We start from the raw sequence: 18,519 nt of genomic DNA on the forward strand, positions 1-18,519 counted from the left end.
GTGACCTCAGAAGTCTCCCTGGTTTCCTCCGGGTCCGTACCCCCGGCGACGTGTCCCGCACGCTCGCCGGGGACGGCCGCACCGCGCTCACCCCGCTCCGTCGACCTCGACGAGGCCGAGGAATTCCTGCGCCAGTTCCACGCGGAGCGACCGAATCAGCCGGTGGCGCTCGGGAAGCGCCTGCAGCAGGTCCGCGCCGCCGTCGACACCACCGGCACCTACTGGCACACCAGCGCCGAACTGACGTACGGCGCACGGGTCTCATGGCGCAACTCCAGCCGCTGCATCGGCCGCCTTTACTGGAACAGCCTGCGGGTCCTGGATCGGCGGGACGCCACCACACCCGCCGAGATCCATCGGCACCTGTGCGAGCACCTGCGGCAGGCGACCAACGGCGGCCGCATCCGGCCGGTCATCTCAGTGTTCGCGCCGGACGCTCCTGACCGCCCCGGCCCCCGAGTGTGGAACGAGCAGCTCATCCGGTACGCCGGACACCGCCAAGACGACGGCAGCGTCATCGGTGATCCGCGCAATGCCGAGCTCACCGCACTCATCCGCGATCTCGGTTGGTCGGCCCCTACCGAGGGCCGGTTCGACGTCCTGCCGCTGGTCATCGAGATGGCCGACGAAAAACCCCAGCTGTTCGAGCTGCCGCAGGAAGTGGTTCTGGAGGTCCCGATCAGCCACCCCGACGAGCCGAGGGTAGCCGGACTCGGTTTACGGTGGCACGCCGTCCCCGCCATCTCGCAGATGCGGCTGCGGATCGGCGGGGTGGACTACCCGCTCGCGCCCTTCAACGGCTGGTACATGGGGACGGAGATCGGTGCGCGCAACCTGGTCGACGAGAACCGGTACGACCTGTTGCCAGCTGTCGCCGCCTGCCTCGGTCTCGACACGTCCGACGAGTCTTCCCTGTGGCGCGACCGCGCGCTCGTCGAGCTCAACGTTGCAGTCCTGCACTCCTTCCGGCTCGCCGGTGTCCGCATCAGCAACCACCACGAGGAGTCCCGGCACTTCCTGACCCACCTCGTGAAGGAGCAACATCAGGGGCGCACAGTCCCCGCCGACTGGAGCTGGATTGTCCCCCCGCTATCCGGTGGCATCACCCCCGTCTTCCACCGCTACTACGACACGGCCGAACTGCGGCCGAACTTCTACCTACCACACGAGTAAGGAGTGTTTGAGGCGGTCGCCTGCCCAAGGAAGATCCACTGAACCGCCCCGGTTCGAATGGAGACTCGATTCCGTGAAGGGCCAGAGTCATGGCACGTCCCTCCTCCTGCCCGCCTGAGCTGCGCAAGCGCGCGGTGCGCATGGGCGCCGAGGTCCGCGGTGACTACCTGACCGAGTCCGCCGCGATCAACGCGGTCATGGTCGAGCTGGGCATCGGCTCGCGCGAGACGCTGCGCATGTGGGTGCGGCAGGACCAGGTCGGCTCCGGACAGCGTCCGGGGACGACGACGGAGGAGTCCGGGCAGATCAAGGCGATGAAGAAGGAGATCGCCGAACTCAAGCGGGCCAACGAGATCCTGGAGGCCGCGGCGAGTTCCTTCGTGGCCGAGCCTGACCGGCCACATCTGCGCTCGTAGCGTTCGTCGACGAGCACCGGGACCGCTTCGGCGGCGTCGAGCCGATCTGCCGCGTGCTGCCCCGGCACGGCTGCAAGATCGCCCCCTCCACCTACTACGCCTGCAGGAAACGCCGCGAGGCTCCCTCGCCCAGGGCCATGCGGGACGGGGAACTCAAAGAACTGCTTTTAGGAGGCATACCAGGCCAACCACCGCGTCTACGGGGCGAGAGAGATCTGGCGGCACCTCAGCCGCCAGGGCCACGAGGTGGCCCGCCGCACTGTCGAGCGCCTGATGCGCGAGATCGGCATCGCCGGCGCCGTGCGTGGCGAGAGGTGATCACTACCCTCCCTGACCGGCCGCCGCCAGGGCCCCGGACCGCATCGACCGTGACTTCGTCGCCCCGACCCCCAAACCGCACCTGGGTCGGCGTCGTCCACGTCGCCTTCGTTGTGGACACCTTCCCCGGCCGCATCGTCGGCTGGTCCGCCTCGATGCCGAAGGAGACCCAACTTGTCCTGGACGCCCTGGACACGGGCCCGTGGCAACGCGACCGCGACGGCCGCCCGCCGCTGCCCGGCGAACTGGTGCACCACTTTGACGCGGGGGTCGCAATACACGTCATTCCGCCTGGCCGAACACCCCGACGCGGCCCACACCGCGGCCTCGACCGGCTCGGTCGGCGACACGTACGACAACGCGCTCATGGAGTCGACGACAGGCCTGTTCAAGACCGAGGTCATCAAGCCGCGGCGGCCGTGGAAGACGCTCTCGCACGTCGAGCTCGCCACCGCCGAGTGGGTCGACCGGTACGGCCACCGCCGACTCTACTGTGAGATAGGGCATATCCCGCCCGCCGAATACGAAGCCAACTACTACCGAGCAACCACGAAACCCCAGCTCACAGCCACCGACTGAGATCTCCAACGAAACCGGGGCGGTTCACCGGGGGGGGCGAGAACCGGAAAAATATTCCGGAAAGTACAAATGCCATTGCCTACTCGTGATCGCACTCACCGACGACAAGGGCCGTCTGCTCTGGGTCTCCGCGGCCCGACCCGGACGCGCCTCGGAGATCACCGCCTGCCGTCACGACAAGCTCACGCAGAAGCTACAGGTGGCCGGGCTCGGCGCGATCGCTGAGCTGGGCTTCGTCGGCCTCGACGACAGTGGCCCGGACGCCGACCCGGCGGTGATCACCGGCTACAGGGCCGCCCGCACCGGCCCCTGACCCGCAGTCAGAAACTTTCCAACAAGGCACTGGCCGCCGTCCGGGCACCGGTCGAGCACGGCTTCCCCCACCTGAAGAACTGGCGCGTGCTCGGCCAGGTCCGCACCGACCCGAAGTGGGCAACCACACTGGTGAGGGCCCTGCTGGTGCTGACGAAACGGGAAGTTGCCCGCTGACCGATGACCTTGCCGGGAGTCATCCGCCCCCGACCAGAACGAGCACCCCGAAGCCCAGGCACACGAGCCCCGTGATCGGCAACTTCACGATGCGCACAACTCACTCTGGCGAGATAGCGCAACTTCATCGGTTTCCTTGCTCTTGCCGTTCCAGGTTGTCAGACAACTCGCTGCGTATCAGCCGACAGCATGAGGCCAACCAGCGCCATCTCTCGAAGCAAATTCCCTATAATTCCACATCCCCGATATATCGCCCATCAGCACCCCTTCGTATTCCCAGGGAATCTCCCCCACCGGTCTCGGTATGCATTTCATGTCGGATTCATGACAAAACCTGAGTGGATGATCAACGCTCCTGGTCAACTGCGGGAATCTGACTGTCCAGCCGGGATTTTTTACTGACGTTTCACCCGACGAGGAACACCGAACCGCGATCCGGGCGACAGCCTGCACCGCTAGCTCGAACTCGCCCCCACTCCCGAGTGCTGCAACTTCAAAAGGTATTGTTCCGGTGAGTCACTCTCGGATCTCCCCCCATAGAAACCACGAGAGGTCGGCCATACTCATGTCGATTTTTCGCAACAAAGTCACGCAAGGAAATCCGTGAACAGTGTTGCTCAGTGCTTACAAAATACCATCGCCGATCCTAGGCACGCTGCCCTGCACATCGAGGTCGCGAGCACCGGACCATTCATCATTGCCATGCGGGACGACACTTCGTACTGCGTCAAGAAATTGGCCCGGACACTCGGCAGGGGCAGGAGCAGCGGGGTTCAAGTTCCGCGGGAGGTCGCCGACGTCGTCTCGGAGAATTATCGACTGTTTCAGGCCGACATACGCAAAGCATTGAGCAAGACGATCTGTCACCCCGGCGGCATCACCTTCCATGTGCTCGATGCCCAATTACTGGAACAGGGCGTCCGCCATCGCGCCGGCGCCGGGCCGCTGCTCAGCCTCGATCCTCTGGTCGAGGAGGCTGACCATCACTTGCGGGCCTCGCGAGGGTTTCTGCTCGGCGGAGTGAAACACGTGGGTCTCGTACCAAGCCCAGGGGCACAGTCGTTTCTCCGACAAATGGCCACGCTGTCGGTCGATACCGAGTACACGCTGATCGAGGACGACATCTTCACCGGCGGCACCATAAAAGAGGTGCTCCGTATGCTGCAACGCCTGGGAGTGCGGATAGGGCGCGTGGTGACCGGTATCCGGCTGTCCGATGAGGCCGATGATCCCATTCCGGGTGTCGTGGTCGATCCCGTGCTGCAGTATCGTATCCTGGGCAGTTCTGAGAAAACGCATCCTCTGGAGATCGCCGACCCGAGGAATTTTCTGCTCGGGCTTTCGGGACTGGTGGTCCGGCTGCCCGACGGGAGCTGGACACGGGCGCCTTACTGGCTGCCGTTTGTGAGAGCCTCGGTACGCATCGGAATATCGGCCGAATGCGAAGAAGAGTTCGCGCTGCTGGCAATGCAGGCCAACCTCGATTTCTACAGCCGGATTCAACGGTCCCTGGGCAGGATCGTACGGATATCCGACTTCCCTTCTCCGGTGCGCGATCTGCTGTCAACGCTGGGATTCGCTCAAATGTCGACCCCTGCCTGCATAGCATTGGAGCATATGATGACGCATCTGGACCAGCACATCGAAACCGTGATCGGCGGGGGCAGAACGACCACAGAGATCAGGAACAGCGTTCCTTCGGGTGCGAAGTCCCTGCGATGACAGCGCCAGACATCCTGCCCAGGACGATATTCCTCGACCTCAACGGGACGCTCATTCCGTCTTCACCCGGAGCACCTCTGGACATGGCTGCCCTCCGGAAGGTGGGACAATTAGCCCAGAGGCTGCGAGCGGCCGGGGCAGCGGTGGGCCTGTGCTCGGACTCGCCGCTGGAACAGCTGCGGGACTTCGGCCGGCACATCAGACTCGGTGAACCGGCGGAATTCCCCGTGGTGGCCGAGAACGGGAACGTCGCAGACATCGACGGGCAGGTGAGGGTGCTGACACCCTTCGCCGCGCTGACTGAGGTCCGTTCGGCGGTTGCCGCGCTCGCCTCGGCGTACGGACTTCAGCAGGCAGACGAAACGCTGGCACCGGAATTCGGTGGCATCCGCCCCGGACCCGACCGGTGGGCGTTCGGCGCCAACCGCAGAGCGTCCGTGAGCGTCTTCGGGCCGCGCGATTTCCTGACCGCCGTACGGAAGAGCTTGCAGGACTGGGCGGAAGAGCACAGCACCGAGATTTCGCTGGAAAGCAGCCCGGACGGCCTGTACCTCGGAATTCACCCGTATCGCCAGGTGGGTTCGGGGAAGCGGCGGACTCTGGCCATGCTGGCGAGCAGCCAGAGCAGTAAGAACGAGCTGCTGATGATCGGAAATTCGCTCGCGGACTGGGTCCCTGTCCGACACGGAGTCCGATGCGCGTTCGTCACCGATTCGACCATTCCGGACGATGTCCGTGCCGAAGCCTGGTACGTCTCGGCACAGCCGGATGTGTACGGGGTCATCGACACCCTGACCCGATTGACCGATCTCGCCGCCGGTCGGGCCACCAAGCTTTAGGAACCGCCGATTCCGGATTTCCCCGACCCGATTGTCAGAAACTCAATCGATATCCATAGGAGTGATCAGTGTCTCGTCTTCGTCTTGGTATACTCGGGTGCGGACAGATCGCACAGCTGATGCATTTGCCGTACGTCGCAGAACTGCATGACCGGTTCGAGTTAATAGCCCTGTGCGACCGGGCAGCCGACCTTGCTGGACGGGTCGCGGCTTGTTATGGCATCGGCAGGACCTACGCGTCCTTGGACGAGATGCTCAAGAACTCGCCGGAGATCGATGCCGTTCTCGTACTGAATCTCGACCACTCCGATTCCGTCAGCGCCGCGCTCCGTGCGGGAAAGCACGTATTTACCGAGAAGCCTCTGGGATACACGGTGGCAGAGTCAGAGCAGGCGGTTCGGATCTCCGAAGAGACCGGAAAGGTTCTCATGGTCGGCTATATGAAGCGCTATGACAGTGGTGTCCAGCGCGGCCTTGAGGAGATCAAGAAGATGGCGCGCCCGATCATGGCGCGCGTTCATCTGGTGGTCGGCCCGCAATACGGAAACTGGATTATCCCGGAACTTCTTGAGATCGACCGGTCGAGTAGCCAGAACGCGGAACGCGATACACGACGTGACCGAGTTCTCGACGAGTCGAAGGACATGGACCAGGCGGCACTGAACGCCTACATGGAGATGTTCGGTGTTTGGAGCCACGACATCAACATCTACCGCAGCGCCTTTCCTGACGAACCGGTCTCGGTGAAGGCCAATACCAATCCGGGCGGAAGTGCGCTGACCGCTCTCCTCCAGTACGCGGACGGGTTCCAATGCATCTTTCAGGGAGCGAGCACATCGGTGCACAGATTTGAGGAGAGCCTCACCGTCTGGGGTGACGACCGTACCGTCTCCCTGGATATCTCGAATCCGTTTCTCCGTCACGCTCCCTCGACGGTCAGGATCTGGCGGAACGAGACCGAGCCCCTGCCGGGCCACACGCGTCCGGCAGAGATCGAAGAAGTCGTCACGGGTTCGTACGAAGAGGCGTTCAAATCGCAACTGCGCCATTTCCACGAGTGTGTCACCTCCGTAACTACCGACCCCTTGACCAGCGGACGGGAGGCCCTGAAGGACACCCGTCTGATGGCCAGGATCGTGAAGGCAACGATGGCCGAAGGTCAGTGAAGAAAAGCGACGAAAGACAGCTCACCAATGGAATCGAGGAGAATTGATGCCCAGATCTGACAAGGTTCTGGAGACGCTACAGCGTCACGTTCTGGTGGACGGCCTCGACCTGGTCGTCGACCTGGAGCGAAGTCACGGATCGACGCTTGTCGACGCCCGTTCCGGAATCGAATACCTCGACCTGGTCACCTTCTTCGGTTCGCTGCCGCTCGGCATGAATCACCCGGCTATGGTCCAGGACACGAACTTCATGACGGACCTGGCCCGGGCGGCTCTGCACAAAGTGGCCAACACCGGTTTCTACACCGTTGAGTACGCACACTTCATCGAGACCTTCACCCGAGTCCTCGGAGACCCAGACCTGCCGCGCATGTTCTTCATCGACGGCGGCGCCTTGGCCGTGGAGAACGCTTTGAAAGTCGCCTTCGACTGGAAAGCGCAACGAGTCGGCGCGGGCGATGGCCAGGAACTGAAGGTCATGCACGTGACCGGAGCATTCCACGGCTGTTCAGGCTACACCATGAGCCTGACGAACATAGGCGACTCGAAGGTCACGGATCTGTACCCCAAGTGGGAGTGGCCGCGTATCTCCTTGCCCGATCCGGATTCAGCCGCAGAGGTACTGCGGGCAGCCCGGGACATATTCGAACGACAGGGCAGCGAAATCGCCTGCTTCATCGCCGAACCAATCCTAGGATCAGGCGGCGACGTTCACCTGAGCGGCGAATTCCTCACCGGTATGCAGCGGCTCTGCCAGGAGCACGACGCCCTGTTCGTGCTGGACGAAGTACAGACTGGGTGCGGCTCCTCCGGCACACCCTGGGTCTATCAGCAACTCGGCCTGGAACCGGACATCGTGGCTTTCGGGAAGCGGACCCAGGTGTGCGGCATCATGGCCGGCCGACGGGTCGGCCTGGTGCCTGACAACGCCCTTGTAGTTTCCGCGCGGCTCGGCTCCACCTGGGGCGGGAACCTGGCCGACATGGTCAGGACTACCCGAGTTCTGGAGATCATGGAAAACGAGTTCCTAATCCAGGGAGCGGGAGAAAAAGGAAAGCACCTCCTGACCCAACTCCAAGCACTTTCCGAGCGATTCCCGGAACTGCTGACGAACGCGCGCGGGCGAGGTCTGATCTGTGCGTTCGACCTCCCGTCCGGCGAAGTCCGGGAAAAATTCCTGGAGCGGCTGTACACGGAAGAACACACCCTGCTCCGGGCAAGTGGCGCCCAAAGCATCCGACTCCGCCCCTCATTGGCAGTGACGAAAAGTGAACTCGACCGCGGGGTCCAGGCCATCAGCCGTGTGCTCAAAAGCATGTAGAAAACCTATTGGTGCGGAGGACGAATGAACTACGCGGTTCGCAAGGTGCTGGGTTCGGAAATACCTGTTCCCGCGCGCTGGCCGTTGACCGCGATCGCCACGAACTTCGCCGCACTGTCCGTTTTCATGACGTTCTTCGGTACCTGGCTCGTCGGTCCCCTCAAGGCCACGGCCGGGCAGGCCTCCGCCGCGTTCATGCTGGCGGGCGCCGCGGGGATGGCCGGAGGCTACCTCGGCGGCCGTCTGACGGACCGGATCGGTTCCCGGCCCGTGGCGGTCATCGGCTCGGCCCTTCAAGTCGCCTGTGCCGCCGCGCTGTTGCTGCCTGCGCTCCAGGTCTGGTGCGCCTGCGCGGTCCTGGTGATCATGACCTTCCTCCAGCCGCTGCGCAACGTCGCCCAGCGCATCGCCCTCGTGGAATCTGTATCGGGCGAAGAGCGGGACGGCGTCTTCGCCGCGTACCGGCTCGTCGTCAGCGTGGGGACCCTGGCCGGCCCGCTCCTGGGCTCCGGCCTCGTGGGCGTCGGCTGGTGGGCACTGCACCTGGAAGTCGTGGTGATCTGCCTGATCTCGCTGAGCTGCGTCATGCATCTGTCAACATCGACAATGATACCTACTGAGGGTTTTCAGGGTGGCCCCCGAATGAGTGACAGCGGGACCGGAGGCAACGGACAGGGCTCCCATGCCGTTGAGAGAGGTGTCTAGGTCTTAGGTCTCAACTCTCCAGCTCAGGAGCCCTGTTGGTCCCATATCCTGCCGCACTCGACCTGCCGCACGCACTCGTGGAGTGGGTGACGATGCTGATCGTCACCCACGAGGGTGACCGACGCTGCAAACTCCGGCCGTCCGAGCGTGCGGTGATCGCTCTGGCATACCTGCGCCGACACGACCCCCTGGCGCAACTGGCCGCGGGTTTCCGTATTTCCGTCGGCACCGCCCACGCGTACGTCACCGCCGTCGTCGAGTACCTCGCGGACAAGGCGCCGGGCCTGCTGAAGGTCCTGCGCGAGGCAGACTCCGACTACGTTCTCGTGGACGGCACGCTCGCCGAGTGCGACCGGGTCGGCGACGGACGCGCGGACTACTCGACCAAGCGCAAGCGGCACGGTGTGAACGTGCAGGTCGTCACGGACCCGGACGGCCGGACGCTGTGGCTCTCGCCTGCCCTGCCCGGACGCACACACGACCTGACCGCCGCCCGCACACACAAGATCATCAGGATCTGTGAGCGCCAGGGCGTCCCCGTCCTTGCCGACATGGCCTACATCGGCGCGGGCGAGTGGGTCACCACCCCCAAGCGCCGGCCGCCCCATGGCGAACTCACCACAACCGAGCAGACGGTCAACCGGGCCCTGGCCGCCACTCGCGCACCCGTCGAACGAGGCATCGCCCGCCTGAAGTGCTGGCGAATCTTCCGTCACGCCCGGTGCAGCCCGAACCGCATGCCGTCAATCGCCAAGGCCGTCCTCACCCTGGAGCGGCACCACTGAAAAGGCTCACTGAGTTTGAATGCGTGATGTCGTCATGGTGGGGCGGGGATGAGTCCGGTGCCGACGAGGCAGCCGTCGAGGACGTCGTGGCGGTACTGAAGCTGCCGTAAGCCTCGCCGGACGGCGGCGATCAGGTCCTGCGGGGCGGCGAATGCGCGGTTGGCCAGGGTGGTGCGAAGCAGGATGGACCAGATGCCCTCGACCGGATTGAGGTCCGGCGCGTAGGGCGGGAGTTGGTAGACGGTGAGCCAGTCGCGTTCGGCGATGTAGCGGCGCATACCGGTCGTCAGGTGCGTGTTGAGGTTGTCCCAAACGAGCACGATCGGGCCGCCGAGCTGCTGGTGGGCGGTCTGGATGAGGTCGCGGTAGTCCGTCCAGGCGAAACTCTTGCGCCCGTCCGGCCGGGCGTCGGGGCTCGGCCGGTAGATCAGCCGGGAGGAGCGGCCGGGTTTGTAGCAGAGCAGGGCTGCGACCGATAAGCGGCGTCGGGAGCGGCCCCGCACCCGCACGGTCGGTGTGCGACCGCGGCGGGACCACGTGCGCGTGGTGGGCGGCGTCATCGAGAAGCCGGCTTCGTCTTCGAAGACGAGCCAGGCACCGAGCGCCGCCGCTGTCCTTCCACCTGCGGCCAGGTCTCCTTCACCCACCCGGCCACCGCCGCCTCGTCACGCTCCACCGCCCGCCGGGCGGGGACCTGGCAGGACCAGCCGTGCCGCTTGAGCAGGGCAGCGACGCCCTGGATCGTGTAGCTCTTGTGGAACCGGCGGCCGATCAGGGTCTTGATCCGTGACAGGGTCCAAGTCTGGTCCGGCCAGCCATGCGCGACCGGGCCCTTGTCCAGCTCACGTTCCAGGACCGCGAACAACTCGTCGCTCAGCAGCGGCAGCGAGGCCGGCCCCTTCGAGGCCAACGCCTTCAGACCGCCTTCGGACCAGTCTTTATGCCACCGCTGCACCGAACGGATGCTCACCCGCAGGTCGCGGGCAATGACCGCATTGTCGTCCCCGCACGCGAACCGCTCGGCCGCATCCATCCGCAACCGCTCACGAAACGCCCGCCGTTCGGCCGTCAGCCCACCACCCTGCGCGTACCTCATACAGACGGCATACCGCCGGGATCACGAACCGCCAGCCCCCGACGACACCACGCTTTCAAGGTCAGTAAGACACTCAGGGCGACCAGGACAGTCGTTCAGATAACCAAGAACAAACAGGCGGGAACCCGCCCCATCTCCGCAGTCTTCGGCGACATCCGCCTCTACGGCCTGAGAAGCCGTATCTCAACCGAATGTGATCCCTTGATTTCTGCTGGTCAGGCATGGTCTCACTTGGGGTGAGGGAGGCATGCGGCGTCTTGTGTCCGCTTGATGGCCGAGGGGTGCGCGGTGGCGTCGGTGCTGGGAATGCTGGAGGAGCGGGAGACGGCTGCCCGTGTGCGGGTGGAGGGCCTGCGGGTGGAGGGCCTGCGGGAGGATGCCGCGCGGCTGGCTGAGGCATTGGAGGCCGCGGAGATCGAGCTGGACCGGCGGGTGATCGCGCGGGAGGAGCTGGTCGAGGCGTTGGCCGCCTCCGCGGCCGAGACGACTGCGGTGACCGAACCCCGGACCGAGGCCGAGCAGGCAACAGTGCCCTCGCCTGCACCGGTGCCGGGCTCGACGGTGCCGCCGTGGCGAGACGGGCTCCCGGTGACGGTGCTGACCTCGGACTACCAGCGGATTCTGGGTGTGGTGGAGGAGCGGTGCCCGGCGGGCCAGGGGCCGCTCAAGGCCAAGGAGATCGCGGTGGGGCTGGGCCTTCAGACGACGCCGGCCAAGGTCGAGGGGGTGCGCTCGAAGGCCAGGCGCCTGGCGGAGCGCGGGTGGCTGGTGCAGGAGACGTCGGGCATGTTCAGCGCCGGCCGACGGTCCGTGGCCGTGCCAGACGCCGGCCCATCCGCGTGACCATCGACCACCGGATCATCGCCTCGCTGGTAGCGGGCAGTGTTTCGTAATCCCTCGCCAGTCGGCGGGAGTTCATCAGCCACGCGAACGTGCGCTCTGCCACCCAGCGTCTGGGCAGCACCACGAACCCCTGCATGTCGTCGGTGCGTTTGACGATCTCCAAGGTCAGGGCGAGTTTCTGACGGCACCAGTCGACGATGGAGCCGGTGTAGCCGCCGTCGGCCCAGACGAGGGTGATGTCGCGGTGCAGGCTGCGCAGCCGGGCCAACAGGCCCACGGCGGCGTCGCGGTCGCCGATGTTCGCGGCGGTGACCGCGACGACCAGGAGCAAGCCGAGGCAGTCGGTCACGATGTGCCGCTTACGCCCGGGCACTTTCTTCCCGCCGTCGTAACCGCGTGAGGAGGCCGGCACCGTCGCGGCGGCCCGCACCGACTGCGCGTCGATGATCCCGGCCGTGGGCTCGGCCTCTCGGCCTTCGCGCTCCCTTACCCGTCCGCGCAGCCGGTCGTGGAACTCGGCGATCAGCCCGTGCTCGCGCCAGCGGCGGAAGAAGGCGTAAACCCGGCCCCAATCGGGGAAGTCCGCGGGCATCGCCCGCCACGAGATCCCGCCCGCGACCAGATAGCGGATCGCGTCCAACATCTGCCGGTGGCAGTAGCCCTCGGGCTGTCCGCCCCGCCCCTGGAGCCAGGCCGGCACCGGCAGCAGCGGCCGGATGGCCGCCCACTCCGTGTCCGTCATGTCCGACGGATACCGGCGCACCCGTTCGGGACGGTCGGCCGCGTTGCCGTACACGTGCGCGAGGCAATCACACGACACGGCGGGCGAGTTGAAGTCAACGGGCTCGGGCGCGTACAACAACGACAACAGGGCCTCCGGGAACCGCTCGGAATGGGGTCGCACCCCCGAGCTACCAGGAGGCCCTGCCTTCATGCGCATACACCGGGAAGATCACCCCGGCGGGAAACCTGTTCGACCTGCACGTTCCATGATCGGTTGAGATACGGCTTCTGATGTTGGCCACAATCTCCGCCTGGACCGTGATCTACACCTACGAGACGGTCCTCCCGATCGTCCTCTCCCAGTCCCACGGCCTGTCTCCGTCGGACTGGGGCCGGGTCTACGCACTCGGCCCGGCTCTGGTCATCCTCTTCCAACTACGCATCGCGCGATGGATCGTCGGATTCTCCCCCACGTTCTGCCTCGCGGCAGGCACCATCCTCATGGGGGCAGCGTTCCTGACCCTCATGATCCAAGCGACACTGGGCGCCGTTCTGGTCCTTACCCTGGCCTTCATCGTCGGCAACATGATCTGGGGCCCGGCAAGCGAACAGGCAGCACTCCGCTTGGCACCCGAGGGCCACCAGGGCGCCTACCTGGGCGTGATGTCCTCGTCCATCTGGCTCGGCAGCGCACTGGTCCCGGGACTGGGCCTGCCCCTACGGGAACACTTCGGCGACACCGGCCTATGGATCGCCGTACTGTCGATCGCCCTACTGTCTGCGGCGAGCTACCTCCTGACGAACAGAATGGCCCACACTCCAGGGAGCTACCGGAAGGTAACTCCTCCGTTTGGTAAGGGTGTTGGCCGGTAGGGTACTGGTGTGTGGGAGGGGACCGAGGCTGCGCTGGCGGACGTGTTCGCTTTACTGTTGCCGCAGGTGGATGAGCGACAGCGGCGTCTTGTGCTCGGTGCGGCGGCCCGTGTGCTGGGGCTTGGCGGCATCCGGGTGGCGGCCGGTTGCGGTAGGAGTTGCGAAGTCCACGGTGTCCCGTGGTGTCCGCGAGCTGATGGTCGGCGGGGAGCCGACTGGCCGGGTCCGGGCGGAGGACGCAAGCGACTGCGGGATGCCGATCCGGTTCTGGTCCCTACTTGTTGGCACTGGTCGGGCCGGACCAGCGAGGTGATCCGGAGTCGCCGTTGCGGGTGGACGGTGAAGGCCACCCGCACGAACTGCTGGGCGACATCGGCGGTGGATCCGCTCTGCGCTCCGCGCAGCTGGAGCAGCTGTTCCTCGGCGCTCTCGATCGTCCGGGTGATCAGCGTGCGCTGTTCGGCCGGCACGGCCGCTCGCCACATCCTTCCCGAACCGGGCGCCTTCTTCTCCTTGCCCAGCACCCGCAGCTGTGCGGCCATGATCGCGCTCTGGTGTTCCTTGCGCAGCCACCAGGGGTCGTTGTCGTATCCAGGAGGCCCGTCGGCCCCTCGGCGCAGACGGATGACGTTGCCCATCCAGGAGGTCAGCGGGCCGCCGTAGTCGGCCCCAGCCACGCCAGCCGACCCGCTCACCGAGCCGGGGCGGCAGAACATCCCGTCGGCCGGCAGTGCCCGCGGCCTTCCGGCACCGCTGTCCATCCACACCAGCGCCTGATGTTCACGTCCTGTACACGCGACTACGCGTCTCCCACCTCACGATCTTCTTGTGCAATGGCACGTGCTTGTCATCGAGAAGCTTGGGGACCGATCACCACTCCTTGGGAACCGGAGTGGTCCGCAGGAGTGGTCGTCCTGCTGCTGTCCCGTCGAGAGCGCGATGGGCCGGGCAAGCAAGCAACGACCGTTACCGCTCTTTCAACCACGCCCTCAGATACCGGCCTTCACACCCGACAGCCGCTCCGACGCCTCCCACAACGCTTTCGCCCGACGCGCGTCACGGGCCCACGGCGCGCGCCGCGCGGATACGGGCAGAGTGTGGGTGAGGGAGCCGGGGCCGATGTAGACACCCTGACCGACCGCTGGGCACGTCGCAGCGTAGAGCGTGGGCAGAGCGCCGGCCTCCGGTGGCCGGGCGACGAACCGGTTGCCCAGCACGAGCAGCCTGTCGAGGAGACGGGGGCCGTTCTGCCCGACGGCGTTGCGCTGAAGGCCGGTGGCCGCGTATCCCGGATGCGCGGCGGCGGCGACGGTGGTCGCTCCTGCCGCTGATAGCCGACGCGACAGTTCATGGGTGAACAACAGGTTCGCGGTCTTGGAGCGCCCGTAGGCCAGCCAGCGCTGGTAGAAGCGGCGTTGGCCCTGGAGGTCATCCGGTTCGCACCGGGCCGCGAAGTGCATGACGCTGGAGACCGTGATCACGCGAGACCCGGGTGTGGCAAGAAGGCGCGGCAGCAGCAGCCCGGTCAGTGCGAAGTGGCCCACATGGTTGGTGCCCAGATGGGTCTCGAACCCTTCCGCCGTCCTGCCGAACGGTACTCCGCCGATCCCGGCGTTGTTGATCAGAAGATCGAGACGGTCCATGTCCAGTTCCGCGGCGAACGCCCGTACGGACGCCAGATCGGCCAGATCCAACGGCCGGTACTCGACGTCGATGTCCGGCTCCCGCGCGCGCAGCCGACGGACTGCCTCCATCCCGCGCTCCGGGCTACGGCAGGCGAGCAGCACCTTGGCTCCGCGCACGGCCAGTTCCTGGGCCGTGCAGTAGCCGAGGCCGCTGTTGGCCCCGGTAACCACTGCGACACGACCTTTCTGCCACGGGATGTCGTCCGCTGTCCAACCTGCCATACTCCGGCTGCTCCTCGTGCTCGGCCGTGGGTAATGTGCCCAGGCGTCCGATCGGTCAGGATACTGTTGGCGCAAGGCTGGCCCTTCGGGGAACATCCGGCTGTCATCGGACCTCTAGTGCCGCGTCAGCACTAGACCCGCGAAGTGCGGGTCTAGGAGTAATAACAGTGATTTAGGTGGTTTTCCCGCGGGTCGGCCTGGGCTTCGTCGGCCCGACCAGGGCTGCGCGGGGTGCATCCGGCCGGGATGGGTTGCGGTGCTCGCTCCTCTTGAGTTTCCCGTTGGACATCTTGCGTTTGATGACGCGGGGGTTGTTGCGTAACTGGCGGGGAGGCAGAGGACGTTCGCGGATCTCACGTAGTGCCGTGGCCAGGGCCCTGGTCGGCCGGGAGGGGGAAAACGCCGCCTGGTCGGTGACCTGGCGGCGGACGATGCGCAGGGTGCGGGTGAACGAGATGTGGTCAGGATCGTGCTCCGCCTGCTGCGCGGCTTTGTGCATCAGGTCCCGCAGGGCGTGGTGCACCAGGAGGAAACCGAAGATCTCCTGTTCGACGCCGGCCGGGTGTTGGGAGCGTAGGACCATGCGGGGTCCGCCCTGATGGGTCTTGATCTCGTCCAGTGAGGGTTTTCAGGGTGGCCCCCGAATGAGTGACAGCGGGACCGGAGGCAACGGACAGGGCTCCCATGCCGTTGAGAGAGGTGTCTAAGGGCTGTCCCGTAAATGATCTACGGCATGCTGGTTGACCTGCTCGTTTCCCGTCACTCGGCGAGGGTGAGGTTGTGCAGGCGGGCGATACCGAGCATGGCGTGGTGGACGCCGTCGCCTTTCAGGCGGCAGTCGCGCAGGATCTTCCAGCTCTTCATCCGGGCGAATACGTGCTCGACGCGGGCGCGGACCTTGCGGTGGGAGGCGTTGTGCTCTTCCTGCCAGGCCGGGAGTTCGGCCTGGCCGCGTTCGCGGCGGTGCGGGATGACCAGGCCGGTGCCCCGGTAGCCGCCGTCCGCGATCACGGTCGTCTTTCCGACGGCGTCCTTTGCGCCGGACAGTTCCCACGCCTTGCAATCGTTGCGGTTGCCCGGCAGTGGCCGGCCGACGGCGACGACGAGCCGGGTGTCGGCGTCGATGACGACCTGGTGGTTGGTGGAGTACCGGTAGTTCTTCGACTGCTCGGCGATGCTGTGGTCGCGGGTCGGCACCAGGGTTCCGTCCGCGATCAGCACGGTGTCCTTGCGGAACCGTTTGCGCTGCTGGAGCGCGAGCGACGGCCCGAGGTGGTCGACGATGCGGTCGGCCGCCGACTTCGATACCCCGAACAACAGGGCGAGCTGGCGCAGGGTGAGGTTCGTGCGCCAGTACGCGGCGACCAGCAGGACCCGGTCCTCCAGCGGCAGGCTCCAGGGCCGGCCCTTACGGACCGGATCCGCGCCCTCCCGCCGCAAGGCGGTGATCAGCTTGCTGAACTGACGCGGACTCAGCCCGGTGAACGGGGCTATCCAAGACGGCTCCGACGCCGTGATCACACCAGCCACACCAAGATCATCTCACCCGTGACCAGCAGTTACGGGACAACCCTTAGCCGGACCCGGGCCGTCTGGCAGTACCAACCCGTCCCGGCGTTGTCGGGGCTGCTTACCGCTCGGCTCGGCATCCCCCGGAACCGAACTGCCCCCAGCTTCAACCGGATTGCTACGACAACCCGGTGGTGAAGGTCTCTCACCTCACTCGATTCCATGGCGCCTCGTGGCGCACCCACCCGCTACGACAAGACCCCAGACAGCTACCTCGCCGGCCTCCACCTACGAGCCTCAATGGTCTGGATCAAGGACCTCACCCGGAACGCACATTGATCACGACTCGATACGCGCCCTAGGGTGCGTTTCATATGTGGATCTTGATGTGTCAAGATCCCACTTCGTGGGGCGGCATGATCTGACGAATACACAGTGGGCGAAGCTGGAGCCCCTGCTCCCGGTCGGCAAGAAGCCTGGACGGCCACCGGTGCACACCAAGCGGCAACTGATAGACGGCATACGGTGGCGCACCCGCGCCGGTGCTCCCTGGCGGGACGTGCCCGAGCGCTATGGCCCGTGGGAGACGGTCTACGGCCTGTTCCGCCGCTGGCAGCGGGACGGCACCTGGCACCGCATCTTCGAACAGCTGCAGGCCCAGGCCGACGCCGAGGGACTGATCACCTGGGACGTCTCGGTGGACTCGACCATCGCCCGCGCCCACCAGCATGCGGCCGGCGCCCGCAAAAAGGGGATCTGCAGATCGAGCCGCCAGGCGGTGTGTTCATCGAGCCCGACGACCACGGGCTCGGACGCTCCCGGGGCGGGCTGACAACCAAGCTCCACCTGGCGGTCGAGCAGGCCCAGAAACCGATGTCGCTGGTCATCACGGCAGGACAGCGCGGTGATTCCCCGCAGTTCCAGGTGGTCTTGGGCCGCATCCGGGTGCCCCGGCTCGGGTCGGGCCGCCCGCGCACCCGGCCGGACAAGGTGCGTGCCGACAAGGCGTACGGCTCCCGCGCGAACCGTGCCTACCTGCGCAAGCGCGGTATCCGCTGCACGATCCCGGAGAAGCGCGACCAGATCGCCAACCGCAAGAACCGCGGCTCCCACGGCGGCCGGCCACCTAAGTTCGACAAGGCCGACTACAAGGAGCGCCACGCGGTCGAGTGCGGAATCAATCGCCTCAAGCGGCACCGCGCTGTCGCCACGAGATACGACAAGTTGGCAGTTCGCTACGAGGCGACCGTGCTGGTCGCAGCCATCAACGAGTGGCTGTGACCAGCACTTTCAAAACGCACCCTAGTACTCCAGCAGTACTTTGACGTTTTCCCTGTTCAGGGGCGGTTTGGGTGAGTGTAGTGGGCTGATCGCGGGTCCGTTTTCTCTTTCCTTGGCCGCCCCTCGATCGTGTGCAGCCGACGCTCATAGTGGCAACGGTCTGGGCAGCCTCCGGGCGTGATCGACGAGCGTGCAGTTGAGATCTGGAACGACGAGCTCGAGGAACTGTTCCTGCGTACCGGCCACCGCTTCGGGCGCGTCGAGCCGCGTCGCAGGATGCGTGACTACGTTCGCGGGCTGCTGGGGCCGGTCGGCCGCAAAAACAGCTGGCAGCTGGCCGAACACGCCGGACACCACACGCCCGACCGCCTCCAAAGGCTCCTCAACGGTGCCCACTGGGACGCCGATGAACTCCGCGACGACCTCCAGCAGTACGTAGCCGAACGGCTCGGCGAGCCCGACGGCATTCTCATCCTCGACGACACCGGCTTCCTCAAGAAAGGCACCACGTCGGCCGGCGTGCAGCGCCAGTACTCCGGCACCGCCGGCCGCACTGAGAACTGCCAGATCGGCGGTGCGACGCGAGGTCGCACGCTGTGAGTGGTTACGCAGGGAGGAGGTCGGCATGACGCCGATGACGTAACCCGGGCCAGTGTCCAAGGCCCGTCCCCTCCCCGACGTGCGTCGCTGGTAACGGCGGGGTGCGAAGCTCGGGGAAGAAGCCCAAGAGCCCCCGTTCCACTTCAGTTCAAGAGGTCGTTGCAACCCCCCGTT

16 protein-coding genes and 4 pseudogenes are annotated in these 18,519 nt (G+C 65.7%); 15 read left to right on the forward strand and 5 right to left on the reverse strand.

Annotated elements, in window-relative coordinates:
• The 10 genes and pseudogenes from STRIP9103_RS43685 to STRIP9103_RS43730 all read left to right on the forward strand — a co-directional run bounded on the left by STRIP9103_RS43685 (position 1) and on the right by STRIP9103_RS43730 (position 9,513).
• Positions 1-1,173 (forward strand): nitric oxide synthase oxygenase, encoded by a 1,173-nt coding sequence (locus tag STRIP9103_RS43685; RefSeq protein WP_009342103.1) that lies wholly within the window; start codon positions 1-3, stop codon positions 1,171-1,173.
• Positions 1,174-1,262: 89 nt separating this feature from the next.
• Positions 1,263-2,486: pseudogene (locus STRIP9103_RS43695) on the forward strand (IS3 family transposase).
• Positions 2,487-2,571: 85 nt separating this feature from the next.
• Positions 2,572-2,799, forward strand: coding sequence for a hypothetical protein (locus STRIP9103_RS52635; RefSeq protein ID WP_009342068.1), 228 nt, complete (start codon positions 2,572-2,574; stop codon positions 2,797-2,799).
• A gap of 29 nt (positions 2,800-2,828) precedes the next feature.
• On the forward strand, positions 2,829-2,975 hold the full coding sequence (locus STRIP9103_RS52980) for a hypothetical protein (protein ID WP_258539838.1): 147 nt from the start codon (positions 2,829-2,831) through the stop codon (positions 2,973-2,975).
• Positions 2,976-3,578: 603 nt separating this feature from the next.
• On the forward strand, positions 3,579-4,697 hold the full coding sequence (locus STRIP9103_RS50475) for a hypothetical protein (protein ID WP_141584470.1): 1,119 nt from the start codon (positions 3,579-3,581) through the stop codon (positions 4,695-4,697).
• Positions 4,694-5,536, forward strand: coding sequence for an HAD family hydrolase (locus tag STRIP9103_RS43710; RefSeq protein WP_158696967.1), 843 nt, complete (start codon positions 4,694-4,696; stop codon positions 5,534-5,536). Before STRIP9103_RS50475 ends, STRIP9103_RS43710 begins: the two co-directional genes overlap by 4 nt.
• 68 nt (positions 5,537-5,604) lie before the next feature.
• Positions 5,605-6,702, forward strand: coding sequence for a Gfo/Idh/MocA family protein (locus tag STRIP9103_RS43715; protein WP_009342131.1), 1,098 nt, complete (start codon positions 5,605-5,607; stop codon positions 6,700-6,702).
• Between the two features lie 46 nt (positions 6,703-6,748).
• Complete coding sequence (lat, locus tag STRIP9103_RS43720; protein ID WP_009342119.1) at positions 6,749-8,023, forward strand: L-lysine 6-transaminase; 1,275 nt, start codon at positions 6,749-6,751, stop codon at positions 8,021-8,023.
• A gap of 24 nt (positions 8,024-8,047) precedes the next feature.
• Positions 8,048-8,728 (forward strand): MFS transporter, encoded by a 681-nt coding sequence (locus STRIP9103_RS43725; protein ID WP_009342122.1) that lies wholly within the window; start codon positions 8,048-8,050, stop codon positions 8,726-8,728.
• Positions 8,729-8,763: 35 nt separating this feature from the next.
• Positions 8,764-9,513: an IS5/IS1182 family transposase gene (locus STRIP9103_RS43730; RefSeq protein WP_048822195.1), complete on the forward strand. Its 750-nt coding sequence runs from the start codon at positions 8,764-8,766 to the stop codon at positions 9,511-9,513.
• Positions 9,514-9,545: 32 nt separating this feature from the next.
• Here STRIP9103_RS43730 and STRIP9103_RS53820 read toward each other — a convergent pair.
• A protein-coding gene (locus STRIP9103_RS53820) for an IS630 family transposase (RefSeq protein WP_445081948.1) occupies positions 9,546-10,609 on the reverse strand; the annotation gives its coding sequence in 2 pieces (ribosomal slippage) (positions 9,546-10,163 and positions 10,166-10,609; 1,062 coding nt in all).
• Between the two features lie 270 nt (positions 10,610-10,879).
• Between STRIP9103_RS53820 and STRIP9103_RS43745 the strand changes: the two genes are divergently transcribed.
• Positions 10,880-11,452 (forward strand): hypothetical protein, encoded by a 573-nt coding sequence (locus STRIP9103_RS43745; RefSeq protein ID WP_048820324.1) that lies wholly within the window; start codon positions 10,880-10,882, stop codon positions 11,450-11,452.
• Here the strand turns inward: STRIP9103_RS43745 and STRIP9103_RS43750 are convergent.
• Complete coding sequence (locus tag STRIP9103_RS43750; RefSeq protein ID WP_009311895.1) at positions 11,400-12,356, reverse strand: IS5 family transposase; 957 nt, start codon at positions 12,354-12,356, stop codon at positions 11,400-11,402. The two genes, STRIP9103_RS43745 and STRIP9103_RS43750, sit on opposite strands and share 53 nt — an antisense overlap.
• A 110-nt stretch (positions 12,357-12,466) precedes the next feature.
• Between STRIP9103_RS43750 and STRIP9103_RS43755 the strand changes: the two genes are divergently transcribed.
• Together STRIP9103_RS43755 and STRIP9103_RS48065 are read left to right on the forward strand one after the other, a co-directional pair.
• The gene (locus STRIP9103_RS43755; protein WP_048822197.1) at positions 12,467-13,048 is read left to right on the forward strand and encodes an MFS transporter; all 582 of its coding nucleotides are present in this window, start codon (positions 12,467-12,469) and stop codon (positions 13,046-13,048) included.
• A gap of 9 nt (positions 13,049-13,057) precedes the next feature.
• Positions 13,058-13,402: pseudogene (locus STRIP9103_RS48065) on the forward strand (ISAzo13 family transposase); the annotation flags it as partial.
• A gap of 635 nt (positions 13,403-14,037) precedes the next feature.
• Here the strand turns inward: STRIP9103_RS48065 and STRIP9103_RS43760 are convergent.
• The 3 genes and pseudogenes from STRIP9103_RS43760 to STRIP9103_RS43770 form a co-directional block, all read right to left on the reverse strand.
• Positions 14,038-14,955, reverse strand: a complete 918-nt coding sequence (locus tag STRIP9103_RS43760) for an oxidoreductase (RefSeq protein ID WP_009342175.1) — start codon at positions 14,953-14,955, stop codon at positions 14,038-14,040.
• 391 nt (positions 14,956-15,346) lie between these two features.
• Positions 15,347-15,577: pseudogene (locus STRIP9103_RS52640) on the reverse strand (IS4 family transposase); the annotation flags it as partial.
• Between the two features lie 137 nt (positions 15,578-15,714).
• Positions 15,715-16,485: an IS5/IS1182 family transposase gene (locus STRIP9103_RS43770; RefSeq protein ID WP_009322201.1), complete on the reverse strand. Its 771-nt coding sequence runs from the start codon at positions 16,483-16,485 to the stop codon at positions 15,715-15,717.
• A 385-nt stretch (positions 16,486-16,870) separates the two neighbouring features.
• On the opposite strand from STRIP9103_RS43770, the gene STRIP9103_RS48080 reads away from it, so the two are divergent.
• Together STRIP9103_RS48080 and STRIP9103_RS43785 are read left to right on the forward strand one after the other, a co-directional pair.
• Positions 16,871-17,745 (forward strand): IS5 family transposase gene (locus tag STRIP9103_RS48080; RefSeq protein WP_374005668.1). Its coding sequence is split into 2 segments (ribosomal slippage): positions 16,871-17,260 and positions 17,263-17,745, totalling 873 coding nucleotides; the frame shifts between segments, so codons are not numbered across the junction.
• 180 nt (positions 17,746-17,925) lie between these two features.
• Positions 17,926-18,318, forward strand: a pseudogene (locus STRIP9103_RS43785) (IS701 family transposase); the annotation flags it as partial.
• Positions 18,319-18,519 lie beyond the last annotated feature (201 nt).

The organism is Streptomyces ipomoeae 91-03 (genome assembly GCF_000317595.1).
Lineage (GTDB): Bacteria > Actinomycetota > Actinomycetes > Streptomycetales > Streptomycetaceae > Streptomyces > Streptomyces ipomoeae.